General features: G+C 68.4%; 17 protein-coding genes and 1 riboswitch. Of the genes, 10 read left to right on the top strand and 7 right to left on the bottom strand.

What is annotated here, in order from left to right; all coding sequences use genetic code 11:
* Positions 1-38: 38 nt before the first annotated feature.
* The 3 genes from ACFWDI_RS18705 (at position 39) to ACFWDI_RS18695 (ending at position 1,902) form a co-directional block, all read left to right on the top strand.
* Complete coding sequence (locus tag ACFWDI_RS18705) at positions 39-299, top strand: UBP-type zinc finger domain-containing protein (RefSeq protein WP_385305248.1); 261 nt, start codon at positions 39-41, stop codon at positions 297-299.
* Positions 300-541: 242 nt separating this feature from the next.
* Positions 542-955, top strand: coding sequence for an anti-sigma regulatory factor (locus ACFWDI_RS18700; protein WP_254375657.1), 414 nt, complete (start codon positions 542-544; stop codon positions 953-955).
* Between the two features lie 44 nt (positions 956-999).
* Entirely contained in the window at positions 1,000-1,902 is a 903-nt protein-coding gene (locus tag ACFWDI_RS18695; RefSeq protein WP_385305246.1) for an RNA polymerase sigma factor SigF, read from the top strand.
* Between the two features lie 310 nt (positions 1,903-2,212).
* Here the strand turns inward: ACFWDI_RS18695 and ACFWDI_RS18690 are convergent, their stop codons facing one another.
* The gene (locus ACFWDI_RS18690; RefSeq protein ID WP_362686835.1) at positions 2,213-2,629 is read right to left on the bottom strand and encodes a hypothetical protein; all 417 of its coding nucleotides are present in this window, start codon (positions 2,627-2,629) and stop codon (positions 2,213-2,215) included.
* A 70-nt stretch (positions 2,630-2,699) separates the two neighbouring features.
* Here ACFWDI_RS18690 and ACFWDI_RS18685 point away from each other — a divergent pair, with 70 nt between their 5' ends.
* Both ACFWDI_RS18685 and ACFWDI_RS18680 read left to right on the top strand, forming a co-directional pair.
* Positions 2,700-3,668 carry a diacylglycerol/lipid kinase family protein gene (locus ACFWDI_RS18685; RefSeq protein ID WP_385305244.1) on the top strand — a complete coding sequence of 323 codons (969 nt, stop codon included), beginning with the start codon at positions 2,700-2,702 and terminating at the stop codon, positions 3,666-3,668.
* Between the two features lie 317 nt (positions 3,669-3,985).
* Entirely contained in the window at positions 3,986-4,243 is a 258-nt protein-coding gene (locus tag ACFWDI_RS18680) for a WhiB family transcriptional regulator (protein WP_003953983.1), read from the top strand.
* Positions 4,244-4,435: 192 nt separating this feature from the next.
* On the opposite strand, the gene ACFWDI_RS18675 is transcribed toward ACFWDI_RS18680, so the two are convergent.
* From ACFWDI_RS18675 to ACFWDI_RS18650, 6 genes are all read right to left on the bottom strand, one after another.
* A complete protein-coding gene (locus ACFWDI_RS18675; protein WP_385305313.1) occupies positions 4,436-5,911 on the bottom strand; it encodes a sensor histidine kinase in 1,476 nt (491 codons plus the stop codon).
* Positions 5,912-6,271: 360 nt separating this feature from the next.
* A complete protein-coding gene (locus tag ACFWDI_RS18670) occupies positions 6,272-7,342 on the bottom strand; it encodes an SIS domain-containing protein (protein WP_385305311.1) in 1,071 nt (356 codons plus the stop codon).
* A 73-nt stretch (positions 7,343-7,415) separates the two neighbouring features.
* Positions 7,416-8,966, bottom strand: coding sequence for a glycoside hydrolase family 3 protein (locus tag ACFWDI_RS18665; protein ID WP_385305242.1), 1,551 nt, complete (start codon positions 8,964-8,966; stop codon positions 7,416-7,418).
* Positions 8,967-8,976: 10 nt separating this feature from the next.
* Positions 8,977-9,834: a carbohydrate ABC transporter permease gene (locus ACFWDI_RS18660; protein ID WP_385305241.1), complete on the bottom strand. Its 858-nt coding sequence runs from the start codon at positions 9,832-9,834 to the stop codon at positions 8,977-8,979.
* Complete coding sequence (locus tag ACFWDI_RS18655) at positions 9,831-10,826, bottom strand: carbohydrate ABC transporter permease (RefSeq protein ID WP_385305239.1); 996 nt, start codon at positions 10,824-10,826, stop codon at positions 9,831-9,833. The genes ACFWDI_RS18660 and ACFWDI_RS18655 overlap by 4 nt, the downstream gene beginning before the upstream one ends.
* A 75-nt stretch (positions 10,827-10,901) precedes the next feature.
* Positions 10,902-12,185 (bottom strand): extracellular solute-binding protein, encoded by a 1,284-nt coding sequence (locus ACFWDI_RS18650; RefSeq protein ID WP_385305237.1) that lies wholly within the window; start codon positions 12,183-12,185, stop codon positions 10,902-10,904.
* Between the two features lie 286 nt (positions 12,186-12,471).
* Between ACFWDI_RS18650 and ACFWDI_RS18645 the strand changes: the two genes are divergently transcribed.
* The 5 genes from ACFWDI_RS18645 (at position 12,472) to ACFWDI_RS18625 (ending at position 19,297) form a co-directional block, all read left to right on the top strand.
* A complete protein-coding gene (locus ACFWDI_RS18645) occupies positions 12,472-13,236 on the top strand; it encodes a GntR family transcriptional regulator (RefSeq protein WP_385305235.1) in 765 nt (254 codons plus the stop codon).
* 244 nt (positions 13,237-13,480) lie between these two features.
* Positions 13,481-13,771, top strand: coding sequence for a DUF3311 domain-containing protein (locus tag ACFWDI_RS18640; protein ID WP_385305233.1), 291 nt, complete (start codon positions 13,481-13,483; stop codon positions 13,769-13,771).
* A complete protein-coding gene (mctP, locus tag ACFWDI_RS18635; RefSeq protein ID WP_385305232.1) occupies positions 13,768-15,393 on the top strand; it encodes a monocarboxylate uptake permease MctP in 1,626 nt (541 codons plus the stop codon). Before ACFWDI_RS18640 ends, mctP begins: the two co-directional genes overlap by 4 nt.
* A 225-nt stretch (positions 15,394-15,618) precedes the next feature.
* Positions 15,619-15,755: riboswitch (cobalamin riboswitch) on the top strand.
* 141 nt (positions 15,756-15,896) lie between these two features.
* Entirely contained in the window at positions 15,897-18,278 is a 2,382-nt protein-coding gene (locus tag ACFWDI_RS18630; RefSeq protein ID WP_385305231.1) for a ribonucleoside-diphosphate reductase subunit alpha, read from the top strand.
* The gene (locus ACFWDI_RS18625; RefSeq protein WP_327325978.1) at positions 18,278-19,297 is read left to right on the top strand and encodes a ribonucleotide-diphosphate reductase subunit beta; all 1,020 of its coding nucleotides are present in this window, start codon (positions 18,278-18,280) and stop codon (positions 19,295-19,297) included. Before ACFWDI_RS18630 ends, ACFWDI_RS18625 begins: the two co-directional genes overlap by 1 nt.
* The last annotated feature ends 112 nt before the right edge of the window (positions 19,298-19,409 follow it).

The following is a 19,409-nucleotide window of genomic DNA, read 5'->3' as shown; positions in this document are numbered from 1 at the left end:
CGTACGACGCCCGAGGGCCGCGTCGTAGTCTGGCAATCATGAGCGAGTGCCCGCATGTACGAAAACTGCCGCACCCGGAACCTGCTCCGTTGAGCGAGACGTGCCCGGGGTGTCTGGCGATCGGCAGCCACCCCGTACAGCTGCGGCTCTGCCTGGTCTGCGGCCACGTGGGCTGCTGCAACTCCTCCCCCCACCAGCACGCCGAAGCGCATTTCCGGGAGACCGGGCACGCGGTGATGCGGAGCTTCGAGCCGGGAGCCGTCTGGCGCTGGTGCTTCGTCGACGGTTCGATCGTCTGACGCGTGGGTACGTCAATCCTCCGCTGGGTCCTCGCAATTGGGCGCCGCAAACCTCTAGCCACTGTGTGTACTCATATGCTTACCATGAGTGACAGTCATCGACTGGGGGTCCCGGCGACAGGGCACCATGGATCGCGATAGCGTCGCCGGGCCAGTACCGGCTACGTACAAATGCGTAGCGACGGCTTCGGGATCTCCCCTCCCGTAGCCCCGAAAGAGCTTGTGCCACCTTGGAGGTGAGGGTGTCCCAGATCGCAGGCGAGCCCGGGACCCAGGACTTCGTGGAAGTCCGGCTGCCCGCTGCGGGTGCCTACCTGTCCGTGCTGCGTACGGCCACGGCCGGCCTCGCAGCGCGCTTGGACTTCACCCTCGACGAGATCGAGGATCTGCGGATCGCGGTTGACGAAGCGTGCGCGATTCTGCTGCAGCAGGCTGTGCCCGGCTCCGTTCTCAGCTGCGTGTTCCGGCTCGTCGACGACTCGCTCGAGGTCACGGTCTCGGCGCCGACGACCGACGGTCGCGCGCCGGAGCGTGACACCTTTGCCTGGACGGTGCTGTCGGCACTGGCGGGCAAGGTCGACTCCACGGTCGCGGACGACCGTACGGTCTCCATCAGCCTGTACAAACAGCGCGGCGCGGGACCCGGGCCGGCGTGAGGGACGGGGGCGGTCCGGTGCAGGACGAGGAGCGCGGACCCCGGATGCTGAGCGCGCCGACTGACATCCCGGAGCAGGAGGCGCGGCCGCACCCGGAGGACGGACTTGACGGCCAGACGGCCGCGGCGGAGCAGGCGCAGGCAGAGCGGGCGGACCGTATGAGCGAGCACGTGCACGAGAAGCAGCACGATCCACATGACCGCAGCGCTGCGCGGGTGATGTTCATCGAGCTGCGCAAGCTGCCCGACGGCTCGCCGGAGCGGGCGGAGCTGCGCAACCAGCTGGTGCGGATGCACCTGCCGCTCGTCGAGCACCTGGCGCGCCGCTTCCGTAATCGCGGCGAGCCGCTGGACGATCTGACGCAGGTCGCAACGATCGGTCTGATCAAGTCGGTGGACCGGTTCGATCCGGAGCGGGGCGTCGAGTTCTCGACGTATGCGACGCCCACGGTCGTCGGCGAGATCAAGCGCCACTTCCGCGACAAGGGCTGGGCGGTACGGGTACCGCGCCGCCTGCAGGAGCTGCGGCTCGCCCTGACCACGGCGACGGCGGAGCTCTCCCAGCAGCACGGCCGCTCCCCGACGGTGCACGAGCTGGCGGAACGCCTGGGCATCTCGGAGGAGGAGGTCCTGGAGGGCCTGGAGTCCGCGAACGCGTACTCCACGCTGTCCCTGGACGTCCCCGACACGGACGACGAGTCCCCGGCGGTGGCGGACACGCTGGGCGCGGAGGACGAGGCCCTTGAGGGCGTCGAATACCGCGAGTCACTGAAGCCGCTGCTGGAGGACCTGCCGCCGCGCGAGAAGCGGATCCTGCTGCTGAGGTTCTTCGGCAACATGACGCAGTCGCAGATCGCGCAGGAGGTGGGCATCTCCCAGATGCACGTCTCCCGCCTGCTGGCCCGCACCCTGGCCCAGCTGCGCGAGAAGCTGCTGGTGGAGGAGTAGGGACGGCCGGGGCCGCCCGGCGCGGGGCGCGCGCCGAAGCGCCCGGTCCGGCCCAACGCCCCGGCGGCGGAGCATCCACGCCGCGAAGCACGACGCTCCCGCCCGAAACGCCCGGTCCGGCACAGGCCGACTCAGGACCGCCCACGGTCGGACGCTCCGGCGCGCGCCGACAAGCCGGCGATTCCCAGGGCGTGGCCCCGTCCCCGACAACAACCAGCGCCGCGAAGCCGGCGCCGCCTCGCGGGGGGCGTGGGGGACCGTGCCCCCTCACCACATCAAGGGCGGGCGGGTGGGAAAGAACCCGCACCCGCTACGCGTCCCGCGCCGCGCCGCCCCGGATGCCCAGCGCCTCTGTCGTCGTCGGGTTGACCAGCAGCACCAGGCCGGTCAAAGCGACCATCGCCAGCACGATGCCGAGCGGGATCAGCCCGGCCGACGAACGCAGCAGCGTCCACGACGGGATCAGCGCCATCAGGTGCGTGATGATCGCCGGACCCCGGCTCCAGCTGCGCCGCAGCAGAAGCCCCCTCGCCGCGATCAGCGGGATCGCGCCGAGTGCGATAAGTGTCACTCCGCCCATCTCCGCCTGCGAGGGACTGTCAGGCCGGCCGAGCAGCCCCAGCACGAGCATGTAGACGCCGCCCGCGGCCAGTGCCAGGCCCTCCAGACCGGATACCGCGGCCGCGGCGGTCAGACGGGCAGGTCGGGGGGTCTGGTCATCGCTCACCTCTGCAGGGTAGCCCGCGTGGGAAGCCCGGGTCTGGGCCCGGTACCCACCACTGGGTACGCTGCTGCGCATGCGCGCACTTCTTGTGGTCAATCCGGCAGCAACCACCACCAGTGCTCGCACCCGTGACGTACTCATCCACGCCCTCGCCAGCGAGATGAAGCTGGAAGTCGTCACGACGGAGTACCGGGGACACGCCCGCGACCTCGGCCGTCAGGCCGCAGATTCCGACGACACGGAGCTGGTCGTCGCCCTCGGCGGCGACGGCACCGTGAACGAGGTCGTCAACGGTCTGCTCCACAACGGTCCCGACCCCGACCGCCTCCCCCGCCTCGCCGTCGTCCCCGGCGGCTCGACGAATGTCTTCGCCCGGGCCCTCGGGCTCCCGAACGACGCCGTGGAGGCGACCGGCGCGATCCTTGACGCGCTCCGCGACCGGACCGAGCGGACGATCGGCCTCGGTCGCGCGGCCGGCACCCCGGGCACGAAGGACGAGTCGGCCCCGCCCCGCTGGTTCACCTTCTGCGCCGGACTCGGTTTCGACGCGAGCGTCATCGGCCGGGTCGAACAGCAGCGGGAGCGCGGCAAGCGCTCCACTCACGCCCTCTATATGCGCCAAGTGGTACGGCAGTATCTGGACGAGCCCCACCGCCGGCACGGCCCGATCACCCTCGACCGCCCCGGCAAGGACCCGGTCACCGATCTCGTGCTGTCCATAGTCTGCAACACCGCCCCCTGGACCTACCTGGGCAATCGCCCGGTGTACGCCTCCCCGGCGGCCTCGTTCGACACCGCCCTGGACCTCGTCGCACTGTCCAAGCTGTCTGCCCCCGCCGTGGCCCGGTACGCCACCCAGCTGCTCACCTCGACCCCCGAGCGCGGACCGCGCGGCAAGCACGCCGTCACTCTCCATGACCTGACGGACTTCACCTTGAATTCAAAGGTTCCGCTGCCGTTCCAGATGGACGGTGACCATCTGGGGCTCCGTACGAGCGTGACGTTCACAGGCGTACGCCGTGCACTGCGTGTGATTGTGTGAGCGGAAGGACCGAAAGTCCTTTATCTCGAACGTATGGGCTGGGCTCCACCCCATAGAAGTACGGCTGTGACCTAGTCGACACCGAGGAATCAAAAAAAAGTTTCCGGAAGGGGTTGTATCCGCCGCCGAGGTTTGCGAATCTCTACATGGCGATCGGGACGGCCCGCAACATCGGCCCCACAGACCGCCAGAACCCCCCCTTAGAACCCAGGACCACGCCGGGTAACTGGCAGTCGGCCCTTCCCTCGTGGGGGGATTCGTGAAAGCGTTCACATTCACAAGCAACCTGAATGTAATACCAAGGAGAGGTAGCAGCCATGGACTGGCGTCACAACGCCGTTTGCCGCGAGGAAGACCCCGAGCTCTTCTTCCCCATCGGCAACACTGGTCCTGCGCTGCTGCAGATCGAGGAAGCCAAGGCCGTCTGCCGTCGCTGCCCCGTCATGGAGCAGTGCCTGCAGTGGGCGCTCGAGTCCGGCCAGGACTCCGGCGTCTGGGGTGGCCTCAGCGAGGACGAGCGTCGTGCGATGAAGCGTCGCGCCGCTCGCAACCGGGCGCGTAACGCCAGCGCCTGACGCCCCCCTGCTACGAGCCTGAGCCCGGCGCCGCGTACAGAGAGTACGCATTCACCGCCTTCGAGCCGCAGCGCGCAGTACCCCCGATGCGCATAGCAACGTGAGCTTCGAGCCCCGGACCGTTCCACACGGTCCGGGGCTCATTGCTGTTCCGGCTCTCTTGCTTCCCGCTTCTCGCCTACTTCTGCTTCTCTACTTCTCGCCCTGGACAGGGATGTCGAGAACGACGCGGGTGCCACGACCTGGCGCCGGGACCGGAACCATGTCGAAGGTTCCGCCCAACTCCCCTTCCACCAGGGTCCGTACGATCTGCAGACCCAGATTGCCGGCGCGCTGCGGATCGAAGCCCTCCGGCAGACCGCGGCCATCGTCCTGGACGGTGATCAGCAGCCGGCTGGTCTCCGCGCGCTGATCGGCCCGCACCGCCGCGACCTCGACCGAGCCGCGCTCCCCCTGCGCGAAGGCGTGCTCGAGGGCGTTCTGCAGCACCTCGGTCAGGACCATGGAGAGCGGTGTGGCGACTTCGGCGTCGAGGATCCCGAACCGTCCCGTACGGCGGCAGTCGACCTTGCCCGGCGAGATCTCGGCGACCATCGCGATGACCCGGTCCGCGATTTCGTCGAACTCGACGCGCTCGTCCAGATTCTGGGAAAGCGTCTCATGGACGATCGCGATCGAACCGACGCGCCGTACCGCCTCGTTGAGCGCCTCCCGGCCGCCTTCGGAATCCATCCGGCGGGCCTGGAGACGGAGCAGGGCGGCGACCGTCTGGAGGTTGTTCTTCACCCGGTGGTGGATCTCCCGGATGGTGGCGTCCTTGGTTATCAACTCGCGCTCGCGGCGGCGGAGTTCGGTGACGTCACGGAGAAGTACGAGAGAGCCGATCCGGACGCCCTTGGGCTTGAGCGGGATGGCGCGCAGCTGGATGACGCCGCCATTGCCCTCGACCTCGGTCTCGCGCGGCGCGTAGCCGCTGGCAAGTTTGACCAGGGCCTCGTCGACCGGACCGCGGGACGGGGCGAGTTCGGCGGTGGTCTGGCCGAGGTGATGTCCGACGAGGTCGGAGGCAAGGCCGAGGCGGTGGTACGCGGAGAGGCCGTTGGGGCTCGCGTACTGGACGACGCCGTCGGCGTCGAGCCTGATCAGCCCGTCGCCGACGCGCGGCGACGCATCCATGTCGACCTGCTGCCCGGGGAAGGGAAACGATCCTGCGGCGATCATCTGGGCGAGGTCGGAGGCGGACTGGAGGTAGGTGAGCTCCAGCCGGGAAGGCGTCCGTACGGTCAGCAGGTTCGTATTGCGCGCGATGACGCCGAGGACTCGGCCCTCGCGGCGTACGGGGATGGACTCGACCCGCACCGGCACCTCCTCGCGCCACTCCGGGTCGCCCTCGCGCACGATCCGCCCCTCGTCGAGCGCGGCGTCCAGCAGCGGCCGGCGGCCGCGGGGGACGAGATGGCCGACCATGTCGTCCTGGTAGGAGGTGGGGCCCGTGTTGGGCCGCATCTGGGCCACCGAGACATAGCGGGTGCCGTCGAGGGTGGGGACCCAGAGGACGAGGTCGGCGAAGGAGAGGTCGGAGAGCAGCTGCCACTCCGAGACCAGCAGATGGAGCCACTCGAGGTCGGATTCACTGAGGGCTGTGTGCTGGCGTACGAGGTCGTTCATGGAGGGCACATCTGCGAGCGTACCTTCGGGGTGAACCGGTTGAGCCGTCCGCCCGTGCCGGAGGATGGACCGGAACTAAGCTCTGCAGATGGATGGACAGTGGAGAATGGTCTAGTCCAGAATGTTTGAGTAAAGCCTCCACCCTCCCCGCACAGGAGAGTGGAACGAGGTACCCGGCGCTCTCTGCCCTGACTGCGTCGATACCTCTCACACGGCCGAGCGGGACCGCACACCTGCCGGCCGGAGCAGCTCCGGGCTGCGGTGCCGTACGGGTTGAGGGTCCCGTCACGGCGCCGCGGCCCGCGGGTGCCTGCGCCCCCTTCAGCCCCCTCAGCCCCTGTCAGCGGGTCTCGTCACCGTTCAGTGCGTCTCCGTCACCTTCGCCAGAGCACGCGGCGCGTCCGGGTCCTGGCCGCGCGCGATCGTCACCTCGTACGCCAGCAGCTGCAGCGGCAGGATCTCCAGGATCGGCTGGAGTTCCTCCGGGACGCCGTCCACCGGGAGGACAAAGCCCGCCGAGGCCGCGTCGACCTGGAGCTTGGGACCGATCACCACCAGGTCCGCGCCGCGGCCGCGGAGGCGGTCGAGGACCGGCTGGAGGGCCTCGCCGCCCTTGCCGTCGGTGACCACCGCGATGACCGGGGAGATGTTGTCGACCATGGCCAGCGGGCCGTGCAGCAGATCCGCGCCGGAGTACGCGAGGGCCGGGATGTAGCTCGTCTCCATCAGCTTCAGCGCGGCCTCCTTCGCCGTGGGGTAGCCGTAACCCCGCGACGTGATCACCATCCGCTCGGCGAAGCGGTAGCGGGAGGCCAGCTGCCGCACCTCGTCCTGGCGGGACAGGATCTGCGCGGCGAGCTCCGGGAGGAGCTTCGCCGCCGCGCCGTCGCCGCCGCGCAGACCCTCCACGAACAGATAGAGCGCGAGCAGCGACGCGGTGTACGTCTTCGTCGCCGGGAGCGCATTCTCCGGGCCGGCCAGGATGTCGATGTGGAATTCGGAGACCGCCGCCAGCGGGGAATCCGCGTTGTTGGTCACCGCCAGCGTGATCGCGCCCGCCTCCCGCGCCGCCTTCGTCGACGCCACCAGATCCGGTGAGCCGCCGGACTGACTGACCGTGATGACCAGGACGTCGGTCAGATCGGGTCGTGCTCCGTACGCCGTCGTCGTCGACATGGAGGTCAGCCCGCACGGCAGACCCAGCTGGATCTCGAGCAGGTACTTCGCGTACAGCGCGGCGTTGTCGGACGTGCCGCGCGCGGTCAGCAGCACGAAGCGCGGGCCCCGCGCCGAGATCGCCGCCGCCGCCTCGCGGATCTTCGGCGCGCCCTCCTCGAGGATGCGCCGCAGCACCGCCGGCTGCTCCGCCATCTCGCCGGACATGATCCGGCCCGGACGCTCGCTCTGTTCGGCCGAACTCGTGGCGGACATGCTGGCTGCCTCCATGTGGCATTCCTTGTGCCGGGGACGGAAGGGTCTCCCGGTACAGCACGGCCCGCGTCGGTCAGCCCCCGGCGCCCTTGCCGGTGATGACCTCCGCGGCGGCCCGTCCGCAGACGCGGGCGGCGCCATGGGTCGCGATGTGCAGGACCCCCCTCGGCTCCGCCCGGTCCACACCCATCTCGACCACGACCGTGTCGGGACGGGCCTCGATCAGGGCGTCCAGAGCGTCCGCCATCCAGGGGTGGCGGTGGACGTCGCGTACTACAGCGACGATCCTACGGTCCCCCGCAAGACCCAGCACATTTCCGACCAGAGAGGGTGTATCGGTCGTACCGTCAGCAGCGCTGCCATAGGTGTCGGTCGTCGTGCCCGGCAGTATCGCGGCCAGCTCCGCCGCCACTCCCCACGGAGTCTCGTCCCCCACGGCGATGTTCGCGACCGGCGTGAAAGCGGCTACGTACGGAGGGCTCGTCAGCGGTTCGTACGGCACCTCCCCCGCTGTCACCCGCACCGCCCGGCGCGCCGCGACAAGGCCGATGTCGGTGCCGGGCGCGGTCCCCTCCTGTGCAGCCGCACCCGGCTCCGCTGCAGCCCCCCTGGCCCGGCGCGTCCAGTCGGCGAGGGCGCGTACCCGCGCCGCCGCGTCGGCCAGCCGCTCCTCGGGCAGTTCGCCGTCCCGTACTGCCGCGACCAGCGCGTCGCGCAGCCGCAGTACGGTCTCCTCGTCGGCCAGGCCGCCGCCGACGCAGATCGCGTCGGCGCCCGCGGCGATCGCGAGGACGGAGCCGCGCTCGATGCCGTACGCCGCCGAAATGGCCTGCATCTCCATGCCGTCGGTGACGATCAGGCCCTGGTAGCCCAGCTCTTCGCGCAGCAGACCGGTGAGGATCTGCGGGCTCAGCGTCGCCGGGCGGTTCGGGTCGAGCGCGGGAAGCAGGATATGCGCGCTCATCACCGCTTTGGAACCCGCCGCGATCGCGGCGCGGAAAGGCACCAGCTCACGGGCGTGCAGCGTGTCGAGATCCACGTCTATCCGGGGCAGCGCATGGTGCGAGTCCACATTGGTGTCGCCGTGTCCGGGGAAGTGCTTGGTGCAGGCGGCGACTCCGGAGGACTGGAGGCCTTCGACGTACGCGACGGTGTGGCGGGAGGCGAGCGCGGTGTCGGCACCGAAGGACCGTACGCCGATGACCGGGTTGTCCGGATTGGAGTTGATGTCCGCGGACGGCGCCCAGTTGAGGTCGACGCCGCACTCGGCGAGCCGGCGGCCGAGCTCTCGGGCGACGGCCCGGGTGAGGTCCGTGTCGTCCACCGTGCCCAGCGCGTAGTTGCCGGGGAAGGAGGAGCCGGTGCGCACCTCAAGCCGGGTGACGTCCCCGCCCTCCTCGTCGATCGCGACCAGTACGTCGTCCCGCTCGGCCCGCAACTGCGCGGTGAGCGCGGCCAGCTGACCGGGCGAGACGATATTGCGGCCGAACAGGCCGACGGCCGAGAGGCCTTCGCCGATCCGGCGCAGCAGCCAGTCCGGCGCGGTGGTGCCGACGAAGCCCGGCTGCAGGACGGCGAGCGCGTCGCGGGTCAGGGTGTCTGTACTGCGTACGAGAGTTGTCATGTGGACGGCGTCATCCCTTCACTGCGCCGGCCGTCAGACCCGCGGCCATCTTGCGCTGAACGAGGAGGAAGAGGATCACGATGGGGATGGCCATCATCGTGGCGCCCGCCATCATCGGGGCGTACTCGGTGCCGTTCTTGGTGGTGAAGTTGCCCAGCCACACGGTGGCGGTCTGGTTCTGCTGGCTCATCAGCATCAGTGCGTACAGATACTCGTTCCAGGCCTGGATGAAGCCGTAGACCGAGGTGGCGACCATGCCCGGGGCGAGCAGCGGGAAGACCACGCGGATGAAGGCGCCGGTGCGGGTGCAGCCGTCGACCATCGCCGCCTCCTCCAGCTCCTTGGGGATGTTGACGATGAATCCGCGCAGCGTCCACACCGTAAAGGGGAGGATGAAGGTCAGATACGTGATGATCAAGCCCGTAAGCCTGTCGTACTGACCGAGGTCGTTCAGCAGCAGGAAGACCGGGATGATCATGGCGACCAGCGGGATCATCTGGACCGCGAGGATGCCGACGATCACGATCTTGCGGCCGCGGAAGGCGAACCGGGATATCGCGAGCGCGGCGAGCATGCCGACCGCGATGCCGATGACGACCACGACGAGCGAGACGGTCAGGCTGCGTCCGACCGGTCCCCAGAAGTCGGCGATGTCCAGGGCCCGCCGGAAGTTCTCCGTCGTGAAGACGTTGGGGAAGAAGTGCGGGTCGGGGTCGATGGCGTCCTTGGCCGGCTTGAACGCCGTGTTCAGCATCCAGTAGACCGGGAAGCCCGCGGTGACGAAGACAAGGAGGCCGAGCAGATTCCAGCCGAGCCGGCTCTTCCTGGGACGGCGGGTGGCGGCGGGAGCCGCGGCGGTCGAAGTCACTCCACCTCTCCGATCTTGAGCATCTGGCGCATATAGACCGCGACCACACCGAGCAGCAGGATCACGGTGACAAGCGCGATCGCCGAGCCGGTGCCGTAATCGTTGACGACGAAGGCCTTGTCGTACGAGTACGTGGTGAGCAGCTGGAACTCCGCCTCGGGATGGCCGTTGCGCATCACGAAGACCTGCGGGAAGACACCCATGTCCCAGATCACCGAGAGCGTCGTCAGCATCACGATGATGGGCTTGAGGATCGGCAGGGTGACGAAGCGGAAGACTCCCCAGGCGCCGGCGCCGTCGAGACGGGCGGCCTCTTCGAGCTCCTTGGGCACCTGGGTGAGGCCGGCGCTGAGTGTGATCACGACGAAGGGCACGGCGCCCCAGACCACCAGCAGGATGATCACGGCGAGGCCCTGGGGGCCGCTGGCGAACCAGTTGTGGCCGACCATGTCGACTCCGGGCAGCCTGGAGAGCAGCCAGTTGAGCACGCCGTAGTCGGCGTCGAAGAGCCACTTGAAGATCGCGGTGGCGACGATGATGGGCATGCCCCAGCTCGCCACGAGCGCGATGTTGATCAGGGTCTTCACCCAGCCGGAGACCCGTTGCAGCAGCAGCGCGATCAGCATGCCGATGACCATGGTCAGCACCACGGCGCTGAAGGCGAAGACCGCGGTCCGTATGACGACGGTCCAGAACTCGCTGTCCCCGAGGATCTTGGAGAAGTTGTCGAAGCCGACCGACTCCGGGTCCTTGAAGCCCCACAGCTGGGGCTGGCCGAACTTCTGGAAGGAGAGGGTGACCAGCCGTACCAGCGGATAGCCGAGGACGAGCAGAAGGATGAGCAGGCAGGGTGCGAGCAGCAGCCAGGGCACTCCTGCCCCGTCTGCTGTCGGCTTTCTGCCGGGCTTTGCCGGGGTGGCTGCGCCGGTCCCCGGTGGTGGCGATTGCCGCGTCGGCGGCACCGTGGCGGTGGTTGTCTCTGCGGCACTCATCCCGTGCTCCTCAGCGGTCCCTCTCCCGGTACGAGCGGCAGGGCCCCGTCGCGGTGACGGGGCCCTGCCCTTGGGTCACTTGGTGTTGATGACCTTGTCGATCGCGGCGTCCGCGGCCTTCGCGGCGTCCGCCACCGACTTCTTGCCGGTGCCGATCTGCTGCAGCATGGTCTTGAGGGTCTGGGCCTTCTCGACCTGACCCCAGCCCGGTGCCATCGGGACGAACCAGTTGGACTCGGCGGCGGTGGCCGGGACCACCGTCTTCGGGTCGTTCTTCAGGGTCGCCAGGTCGGTCTTGTTGTTGGGCAGGTTGCCCTTGGCGAGCAGACCCTTCTGGCCCTGGGCGCCGGTGAAGGCGTTGATCCACTCGGCCGCGACGTCCTGCGCCTTGGACTTGACCGGGACGGCCAGATCGGAGCCGCCGAGGAAGACGGGAAGAGCCTTGCCGTTCGGGCCGGGCATCACGAAGTTCTCGAGCTTGTCGGCGAGTTTGCCGACCTTGTCGTTCTTCGGGTCGGCGGCCGTGCCGCCCTCCCAGGCCGCGCTGAAGATGGTCGCGGACTTGCCCTGGCCGAAGACGACCGGACGGTCGGACTCGTCCTTCGTCTTGTCGCCGTGCATGTACTTGTCGAGGATCGACTTGTACTCATTGAGGCCCTTGAGGGACTCGGGCGAGGAGAGGTTGGCCTTCCAGGTGTCGCCGTCCTTCTTGGCGATGGAGCCACCGGCGTCGTACACGAAGGACATCGCGGCGTACCAGTCCGGCGAAGGCTGGTACCAGGCGCTGAACTTGTCGCCCTTCTTCTCCTGGATCTTGTCCAGGGCGGCGGTGAGCTCCGCGTACGTCTTCGGGGCGGCCTTCACGCCGGCCTCGGCGGCGATGTCCTTGCGCCAGGTGCCGACACGGCCACCGGCGTAGTACGGGACACCGTAGGTCTTGCCGTCGTACGTGACGGACTCCTTGAGGCCGTCCAGCCACGCGTCCGACTGCTCGAACTTCTTCGGGTCGACCTCGGCGAACGCGCCCTTGGTCATGTAGCCGAGCATCTCGGTGTTGCCCATCTCGACCACGTCCGGAGCCTTGTCCGTGGCGAGTACGGCGTCGAGCTTGGCGTTCTTGTCCGGCCAGCCGTAGTACTCGTGCTTGATCTTGATGCCCGGGTGCTTCTTGACGATCGCGTCGTCGGCGGCCTTCACGAGATCGGGCCAGTTGTTCTGGGCGTCCACCGTCAGCCAGACGGTCAGCTCCTTGGCGTCGCCGCCGCCGGCCTTGTCCCCGCCCTTGTCCGAATCACCACAGGCCGCAAGGCCGATCATCATGCCCGCGACGCCTACCGCCGCGATGAGCTTGCGCTTCACGCCACCCTCCTCAGGGATGCCTGCAACCCCCCTGCCCACCGCGAAGACATACGACGAGTACTGCTCGTGGGGCTGGGACCTGGTCTTTAATGGTTTAGACCAGTACTCGGGAGCTTGGCCTAGACCTTTAGGGGTGTCAAGGGTGTATAAGAAGGGCTGTCACCTCCGTTATCGGACCGACACCTGAGGGAGGTCGACGACCCGTGACCGGACCGTGCCACCATGTGAGCCGCAACAGACGGAGGAGCCGGTGACGGCAGCAGCACAAGAGTCGGGAAGGCGGGCCATGGCCACGGACGGGGGCGGCACCGAGACCGAGGGCGGGGCACAGACCCGTACCGCACGCGTGCCCAAGTACTACCGGCTGAAGCGCCACTTGCTGGACATGACGGAGACCATGCCGCCCGGCACGCCCGTGCCGCCGGAGCGCACACTCGCCGCGGAGTTCGACACCTCGCGTACGACGGTGCGCCAGGCGCTCCAGGAACTGGTCGTCGAGGGCCGCCTCGAGCGCATCCAGGGCAAGGGCACCTTCGTGGCCAAGCCCAAGGTCTCGCAGGCCCTCCAGCTCACCTCGTACACCGAGGACATGCGGGCCCAGGGCCTCGAGCCCACCTCGCAACTGCTGGACATCGGGTATGTCACGGCCGACGACACGCTGGCCGGACTGCTGGACATCGCGGCCGGCGGACGGGTGCTGCGGATCGAGCGGCTGCGGCTGGCGAGCGGCGAACCGATGGCGATCGAGACGACGCATCTGTCGGCCAAGCGCTTCCCGGCGCTGCGGCGCAGCCTGGTGAAGTACACCTCGCTCTACACGGCGCTGGCGGAGGTGTACGACGTCCATCTGGCCGAGGCCGAGGAGACGATCGAGACCTCGCTGGCCACGCCGCGCGAGGCGGGGCTGCTCGGTACGGACGTGGGCCTGCCGATGCTGATGCTGTCGCGCCACTCGCTCGACGCGCAGGGCGAGCCCGTGGAGTGGGTGCGCTCGGTGTACCGGGGCGACCGGTACAAGTTCGTGGCGAGACTTCAGCGCCCCGCACCCTGAACCGACCCTGAACCGGTCCCTGAACCGCGGTCCGGCCCGCACACCCTGCCCCGCCGAGGTTCATCGGCACAGCGCCGCAACTGCCGTTGCGGCGCTATGTCATGTTTGCGGCCACCGTGCCCGGGCGCGACGCGAAGTCGTTGCCGTACCGATATGCGGACGGGGGTGACTCGGTTCGAAAGCCTCGCCTACATTTCCTGCGCATTACAGGTACAGGTGATCAGCGAGGGGACGGAGTCGCCGTATGTCAGCAGAGCCTGAGGCGCCAGAAGCGCCGGAAGTGCCTGAAGTTCCTGAAGCGAAACCACCGGTCATCACGCCGGTGCGCGTGATCGTCGCCCTCTGCCTCTTCGCGCCGTTTGTGGCAATGCTCTGGGTCAGTTCGTATGCGAAGACCGAACCGGCCTTCATCGGGATCCCGTTCTTCTACTGGTACCAGATGCTCTGGGTGGTCATCTCGACCGCACTCACCATGATCGCTTACCAGCTGTGGCAGCGTGACCAGCGCGCCCGCAAGGGAGGTGCGTCGAAGTGAAGGACGGCGTGAACGGCGTCGCGCTCGGCGTCTTCATCTTCTTCTTCCTGGCCGTCACGGTCATGGGCTTCCTGGCCGCGCGCTGGCGCAAGGCCGAGAGCGACAGCCTCGACGAATGGGGCCTGGGCGGCCGTTCGTTCGGCACCTGGGTCACCTGGTTCCTGCTCGGCGGCGACCTGTACACGGCGTACACCTTCGTCGCCGTCCCGGCGGCGATCTACGCGGCGGGCGCGGCGGGCTTCTTCGCCGTGCCGTACACGATCCTCGTCTACCCGCTGATCTTCACCTTTCTGCCGCGGCTGTGGTCGGTGTCGCACAAGCACGGATACGTCACCACTTCGGACTTCGTGCGCGGGCGCTGGGGCTCGAAGGGCCTCTCGCTGGCGGTCGCCGTCACCGGCATCCTGGCGACGATGCCGTACATCGCGCTCCAACTGGTCGGCATCCAGGCGGTACTCGATGTGATGGGCGTCGGCGGTGGCGAGACGACCAGCTGGTTCGTCAAGGACCTGCCGCTGCTGATCGCCTTCGGTGTGCTGGCGGCGTACACCTACTCGTCCGGCCTGCGGGCGCCGGCGCTGATCGCGTTCGTCAAGGATGCGCTGATCTACATCGTCATCGCGGTGGCGATCATCTACATCCCGATCAAGCTCGGCGGCTTCGACGACATCTTCGCGAAGGCGGGCGACGCGTTCGCGCAGATCAACCCGGCGACGGAGAAGCCACGGGGTGCGCTGGCGCCGGGCGAGGCGGGCCAGTGGGGTTACGCGACGCTGGCGCTGGGCTCGGCGCTCGCGCTCTTCATGTATCCGCACTCGATCACGGCGACGCTGTCCTCGCGCAGCCGTGATGTGATCCGCCGCAACACCACGATCCTGCCGCTGTACTCGCTGATGCTGGGTCTGCTGGCGCTGCTCGGGTTCATGGCGATCGCGGCCGGTATCAAGGTGCAGAACGGTCAGCTGGCGATCCCTCAGCTGTTCGAGACGATGTTCCCGGACTGGTTCGCGGGTGTGGCGTTCGCGGCGATCGGCATCGGCGCGCTGGTGCCGGCGGCGATCATGTCGATCGCGGCGGCGAATCTGTTCACCCGGAACATCTACAAGGACTTCATCAAGCCGGACGCGACGCCCGCGCAGGAGACGAAGGTCTCCAAGCTGGTCTCGCTGCTGGTGAAGGTGGGCGCGCTGGTCTTCGTTCTGACGATGGACAAGACAGTGGCGATCAACTTCCAGCTCCTTGGCGGCATCTGGATCCTCCAGACCTTCCCGGCTCTGGTCGGCGGCCTGTTCACGCGCTGGTTCCACCGCTGGGCGCTGCTGGCGGGCTGGGCGGTCGGCATGATCTACGGCACGTCGGCGGCGTACGGAGTCGCGAGCCCGACACAGAAGCACTTCGGCGGCTCGTCGGCGGAGATCCCCGGCCTCGGCGAGATCGGCTACATCGGCCTCACGGCGTTCATCCTGAACGTGGTGGTGACGGTGGTCCTGACGTTCGCCATGCGGGCGCTGGGGGCCCCGGAGGGCGTCGACGAGACCAGCCCGTCGGACTACACGGCGGACGCGGGCGACGCGGGCGTCCAGGTGGAACTGCCGTCGGCGACGGCAGGGGTGAGTCACTGACGGTCGGGCCGGCGTGAGGGCCGTTGCGTTTCCCGGGAGGGGCGCGACGGCCCTTGGCTGTTGGGCGGGCAGCAAATCAAGCCCCGCACATCAAGCCACAACGGCGATTGAGGCGCGGGGTCCGGGGCGGATATCCAGACCGTCCCCGGGATCACCTTGCTCCCTTACGCGTTGGAGCCGCAGTGCGCCATGACACAACATGTGGGGGGTGCCGCATCAAGCGGCCCCCACATGTATGCTCATGGTCGCTGTCGACGCAGGGGAATCCGGTGTGAATCCGGAACTGTCCCGCAACGGTGTGATGCGGTGCGCTTTGTCGTACCCCGCCAGTCCGAGGACCTGCCGACGGTGCATCCGGCTCGACCGAACCGGGTGCCGAGACGTCCGGGCCTCGCGGTTGGGCCGGTGGACGCCGTGCGGTGTGCTGCCCTTCGACGGGTACGTACGCCCGTACCGGCCTCCCCTCCCCCGCCGGCCCAGAGCCGAGCGAGGGAGAGCACCACGTGACCATCGCGCCAGCCGATCCGGCTTCAGGCATCTCCGAGCAGGTGGCCGACGGCCCCGGGACCGCACTGCTGCGGACCCTCACGGACCTCACCGCCGATCTGCCCGACACCGACCCCGGACGTGTCGCCGCCGCCGCGCTGCGCGGCCGGCACGCCGGGTCGGACGCGGCCGAGCTGCGGAGCCTCGCCACCGACGCGGCCGCGGGGCTGATCTCCGAGGACCCTGCCTACTCGCGGCTCGCCGCCCGCCTGCTGACCCGTCATATCGCGGACGAGGCAGCCGGACAGGGCTCGGTGGCCTTCTCCGCATCCGTCGCGGTCGGGCACCGCGAGGGCCTGATCGCGGACCGTACGGCCGAGTTCGTGACGCTGCACGCCGCGCGGCTGGATGCCCTCGTCGACCAGACCGCCGACGACCGCTTCGGCTACTTCGGTCTGCGCACCCTCTACAGCCGCTATCTGCTCCGGCACCCGATCACCCGTCAGGTCATCGAGACCCCGCAGCACTTCATGCTGCGCGTCGCCTGCGGCCTCGCCGAGGACGCTTCGGTCCGTGCCCTGGACGAGGTCGCCGCGCTGTACGGCCTGATGAGCCGCCTCGACTACCTCCCTTCCTCGCCCACGCTCTTCAACTCCGGCACCCGCCACCCGCAGATGTCCTCCTGCTATCTGCTGGACTCGCCGCTGGACGAGCTCGACTCGATCTACGACCGCTACCACCAGGTGGCCCGTCTTTCGAAGCACGCGGGCGGCATCGGCCTCTCCTACTCCCGTATCCGCTCCCGCGGTTCGCTGATCCGGGGCACCAACGGCCACTCCAACGGCATCGTCCCGTTCCTCAAGACCCTCGACGCCTCGGTCGCCGCGGTGAACCAGGGCGGCAGGCGCAAGGGCGCCGCCGCCGTCTACCTGGAGACCTGGCACTCCGACATCGAGGAGTTCCTGGAGCTGCGCGACAACACCGGCGAGGACGCCCGGCGTACGCACAATCTGAACCTCGCGCACTGGATCCCCGACGAGTTCATGCGCCGCGTCGAGGCGGATGCCGACTGGTCGCTGTTCTCGCCCGCGGATGTGCCGGAGCTGGTCGACCTGTGGGGCGACGAGTTCGACGCGGCGTACCGCAAGGCCGAGGCCGCCGGTCTCGCGCAGAAGTCCATGCCGGCCCGTGACCTCTACGGCCGGATGATGCGGACGCTCGCCCAGACCGGCCAGGGCTGGATGACCTTCAAGGACGCCTCCAACCGCACCGCCAACCAGACGGCGGAGCCGGGCCACACGGTCCACTCCTCGAACCTCTGCACCGAGATCCTCGAGGTGACGGACGACGGTGAGACGGCCGTCTGCAACCTCGGCTCGGTCAACCTGGGTGCGTTCGTCGCCGACGGCGGCATCGACTGGGAGCGGCTCGACGAGACCGTCCGTACCGCCGTCACCTTCCTCGACCGTGTCGTCGACATCAACTTCTACCCGACCGAGCAGGCCGGCCGCTCCAACGCCAAGTGGCGGCCGGTGGGCCTGGGCGCGATGGGCCTCCAGGACGTCTTCTTCAAGCTCCGCCTGCCCTTCGACTCGGCCGAGGCGAAGGCGCTCTCCACGAGGATCGCCGAGCGGATCATGCTCGCGGCGTACGAGGCGTCCTGCGACCTCGCCGAGCGCAACGGCCCGCTGCCCGCCTGGTCCCGGACGCGCGCGGCCCGTGGCGTGCTGCACCCGGACCACTACGACGTCGAGCTGAACTGGCCGGAGCGCTGGGACGCGCTGCGCGCCCGGGTCGCCTCGACCGGCATGCGCAACTCCCTGCTGCTCGCCATCGCGCCGACCGCGACCATCGCCTCGATCGCAGGTGTCTACGAGTGCATCGAGCCGCAGGTCTCCAACCTCTTCAAGCGCGAGACACTCAGCGGTGAGTTCCTCCAGGTCAACGGCTACCTGGTGGCGGAGCTGAAGAAGCTGGGCGTCTGGGACGCGCAGACCCGTGAGGCGCTGCGCGAGTCCAGCGGCTCGGTGCAGGGCTTCAGCTGGATCCCGGCCGACGTCCGCGCGCTGTACCGCACGGCGTGGGAGATCCCGCAGCGCGGCCTGATCGACATGGCGGCGGCCCGTACGCCGTTCCTGGACCAGAGCCAGTCGCTGAACCTCTTCCTGGAGACGCCGACGATCGGGAAGCTCAGCTCGATGTACGCGTACGCCTGGAAGCAGGGGCTGAAGACGACGTACTACCTGCGCTCCCGGCCGGCGACGCGGATCGCCCGTGCGGCCGGCTCCGGCGCTGCGGCGACCGCCGCCTCCATCCCCGTACAGCAGTCGTCGGCCCCCGACGCGGACGCGATCGCCTGCTCCCTCGAAAACCCCGAGTCCTGCGAGGCCTGCCAGTAATGACCACCCCGAACACCGAGAAGAACCTGCTGGACCCGGGCTTCGAACTGACCCTGCGTCCGATGCGTTACCCGGACTTCTACGAGCGCTACCGCGACGCGATCAAGAACACCTGGACCGTGGAGGAGGTCGATCTCCACTCCGACGTGGCCGACCTCGCCAAGCTCTCCGCCGGTGAGCAGCACATGATCGGCCGGCTGGTCGCGTTCTTCGCGACGGGTGACTCGATCGTCTCCAACAACCTGGTGCTGACGCTCTACAAGCACATCAACTCCCCGGAGGCGCGGCTCTATCTGAGCCGTCAGCTCTTCGAGGAGGCGGTGCACGTCCAGTTCTATCTGACGCTGCTCGACACCTATCTGCCGGACCCGGACGACCGCGCGGCCGCCTTCGACGCGGTCGAGGAGATCCCCTCCATCCGCGAGAAGGCCCAGTTCTGTTTCAAGTGGATGGACTCGGTCGAGAAGATCGACCGGCTGGAGTCGAAGGCCGACCGCCGTCGCTTCCTGCTGAACCTGATCTGCTTCGCGGCGTGCATCGAGGGCCTGTTCTTCTACGGCGCGTTCGCGTACGTCTACTGGTTCCGCTCCCGCGGTCTGCTGCACGGTCTGGCCACCGGCACCAACTGGGTGTTCCGGGACGAGACGATGCACATGAACTTCGCCTTCGAGGTCGTGGACACCGTCCGCAAGGAGGAGCCCGAGCTCTTCGACGATGCGCTCCAGCAGCAGGTCACCGACATGCTGAAGGAGGCCGTCGAGGCGGAGCTGCAGTTCGGCCGCGATCTGTGCGGCGACGGTCTGCCCGGTATGAACACCGAGTCGATGCGCGAATACCTCCAGTGCGTCGCCGACCAGCGGCTGACGCGGCTGGGCTTCGCTCCGGTGTACGGCTCGGAGAATCCGTTCTCCTTCATGGAGCTGCAGGGCGTCCAGGAGCTGACGAACTTCTTCGAGCGCCGTCCTTCCGCCTACCAGGTGGCGGTCGAGGGCTCGGTCGGCTTCGACGACGACTTCTAGACCCTTCGAGACCTTTCCGGACCGTTCCAGACCATGTGAATACGGGGGACGGGGGCTGAACGGCCGGGCGGATGCCTTCTGCGCATCCGCCCGGCCGTTTCAGTTTTCGCGC

This window comes from Streptomyces sp. NPDC060064 (genome assembly GCF_042736455.1).
Classification (GTDB): domain Bacteria; phylum Actinomycetota; class Actinomycetes; order Streptomycetales; family Streptomycetaceae; genus Streptomyces.
The sequence above is the reverse complement of the archived record's forward strand: the minus strand, read 5'-3'. Positions and strand labels throughout refer to the sequence as shown.

Excerpts from the sequence above, each read along its gene's own strand:
- ACFWDI_RS18625 (WP_327325978.1), top strand. The coding sequence starts at position 18,278 with ATGACCACCCCGAACACCGAGAAGAACCTGCTGGACCCGGGCTTCGAA.
- ACFWDI_RS18640 (WP_385305233.1), top strand. The coding sequence starts at position 13,481 with ATGTCAGCAGAGCCTGAGGCGCCAGAAGCGCCGGAAGTGCCTGAAGTT.
- ACFWDI_RS18685 (WP_385305244.1), top strand. The coding sequence starts at position 2,700 with ATGCGCGCACTTCTTGTGGTCAATCCGGCAGCAACCACCACCAGTGCT.
- ACFWDI_RS18695 (WP_385305246.1), top strand. The coding sequence starts at position 1,000 with ATGCTGAGCGCGCCGACTGACATCCCGGAGCAGGAGGCGCGGCCGCAC.
- ACFWDI_RS18655 (WP_385305239.1), bottom strand. The coding sequence starts at position 10,826 with ATGAGTGCCGCAGAGACAACCACCGCCACGGTGCCGCCGACGCGGCAA.
- ACFWDI_RS18665 (WP_385305242.1), bottom strand. The coding sequence starts at position 8,966 with ATGACAACTCTCGTACGCAGTACAGACACCCTGACCCGCGACGCGCTC.
- ACFWDI_RS18675 (WP_385305313.1), bottom strand. The coding sequence starts at position 5,911 with ATGAACGACCTCGTACGCCAGCACACAGCCCTCAGTGAATCCGACCTC.
- ACFWDI_RS18705 (WP_385305248.1), top strand. The coding sequence starts at position 39 with ATGAGCGAGTGCCCGCATGTACGAAAACTGCCGCACCCGGAACCTGCT.
- ACFWDI_RS18670 (WP_385305311.1), bottom strand. The coding sequence starts at position 7,342 with ATGTCCGCCACGAGTTCGGCCGAACAGAGCGAGCGTCCGGGCCGGATC.
- ACFWDI_RS18680 (WP_003953983.1), top strand. The coding sequence starts at position 3,986 with ATGGACTGGCGTCACAACGCCGTTTGCCGCGAGGAAGACCCCGAGCTC.
- ACFWDI_RS18645 (WP_385305235.1), top strand. The coding sequence starts at position 12,472 with ATGGCCACGGACGGGGGCGGCACCGAGACCGAGGGCGGGGCACAGACC.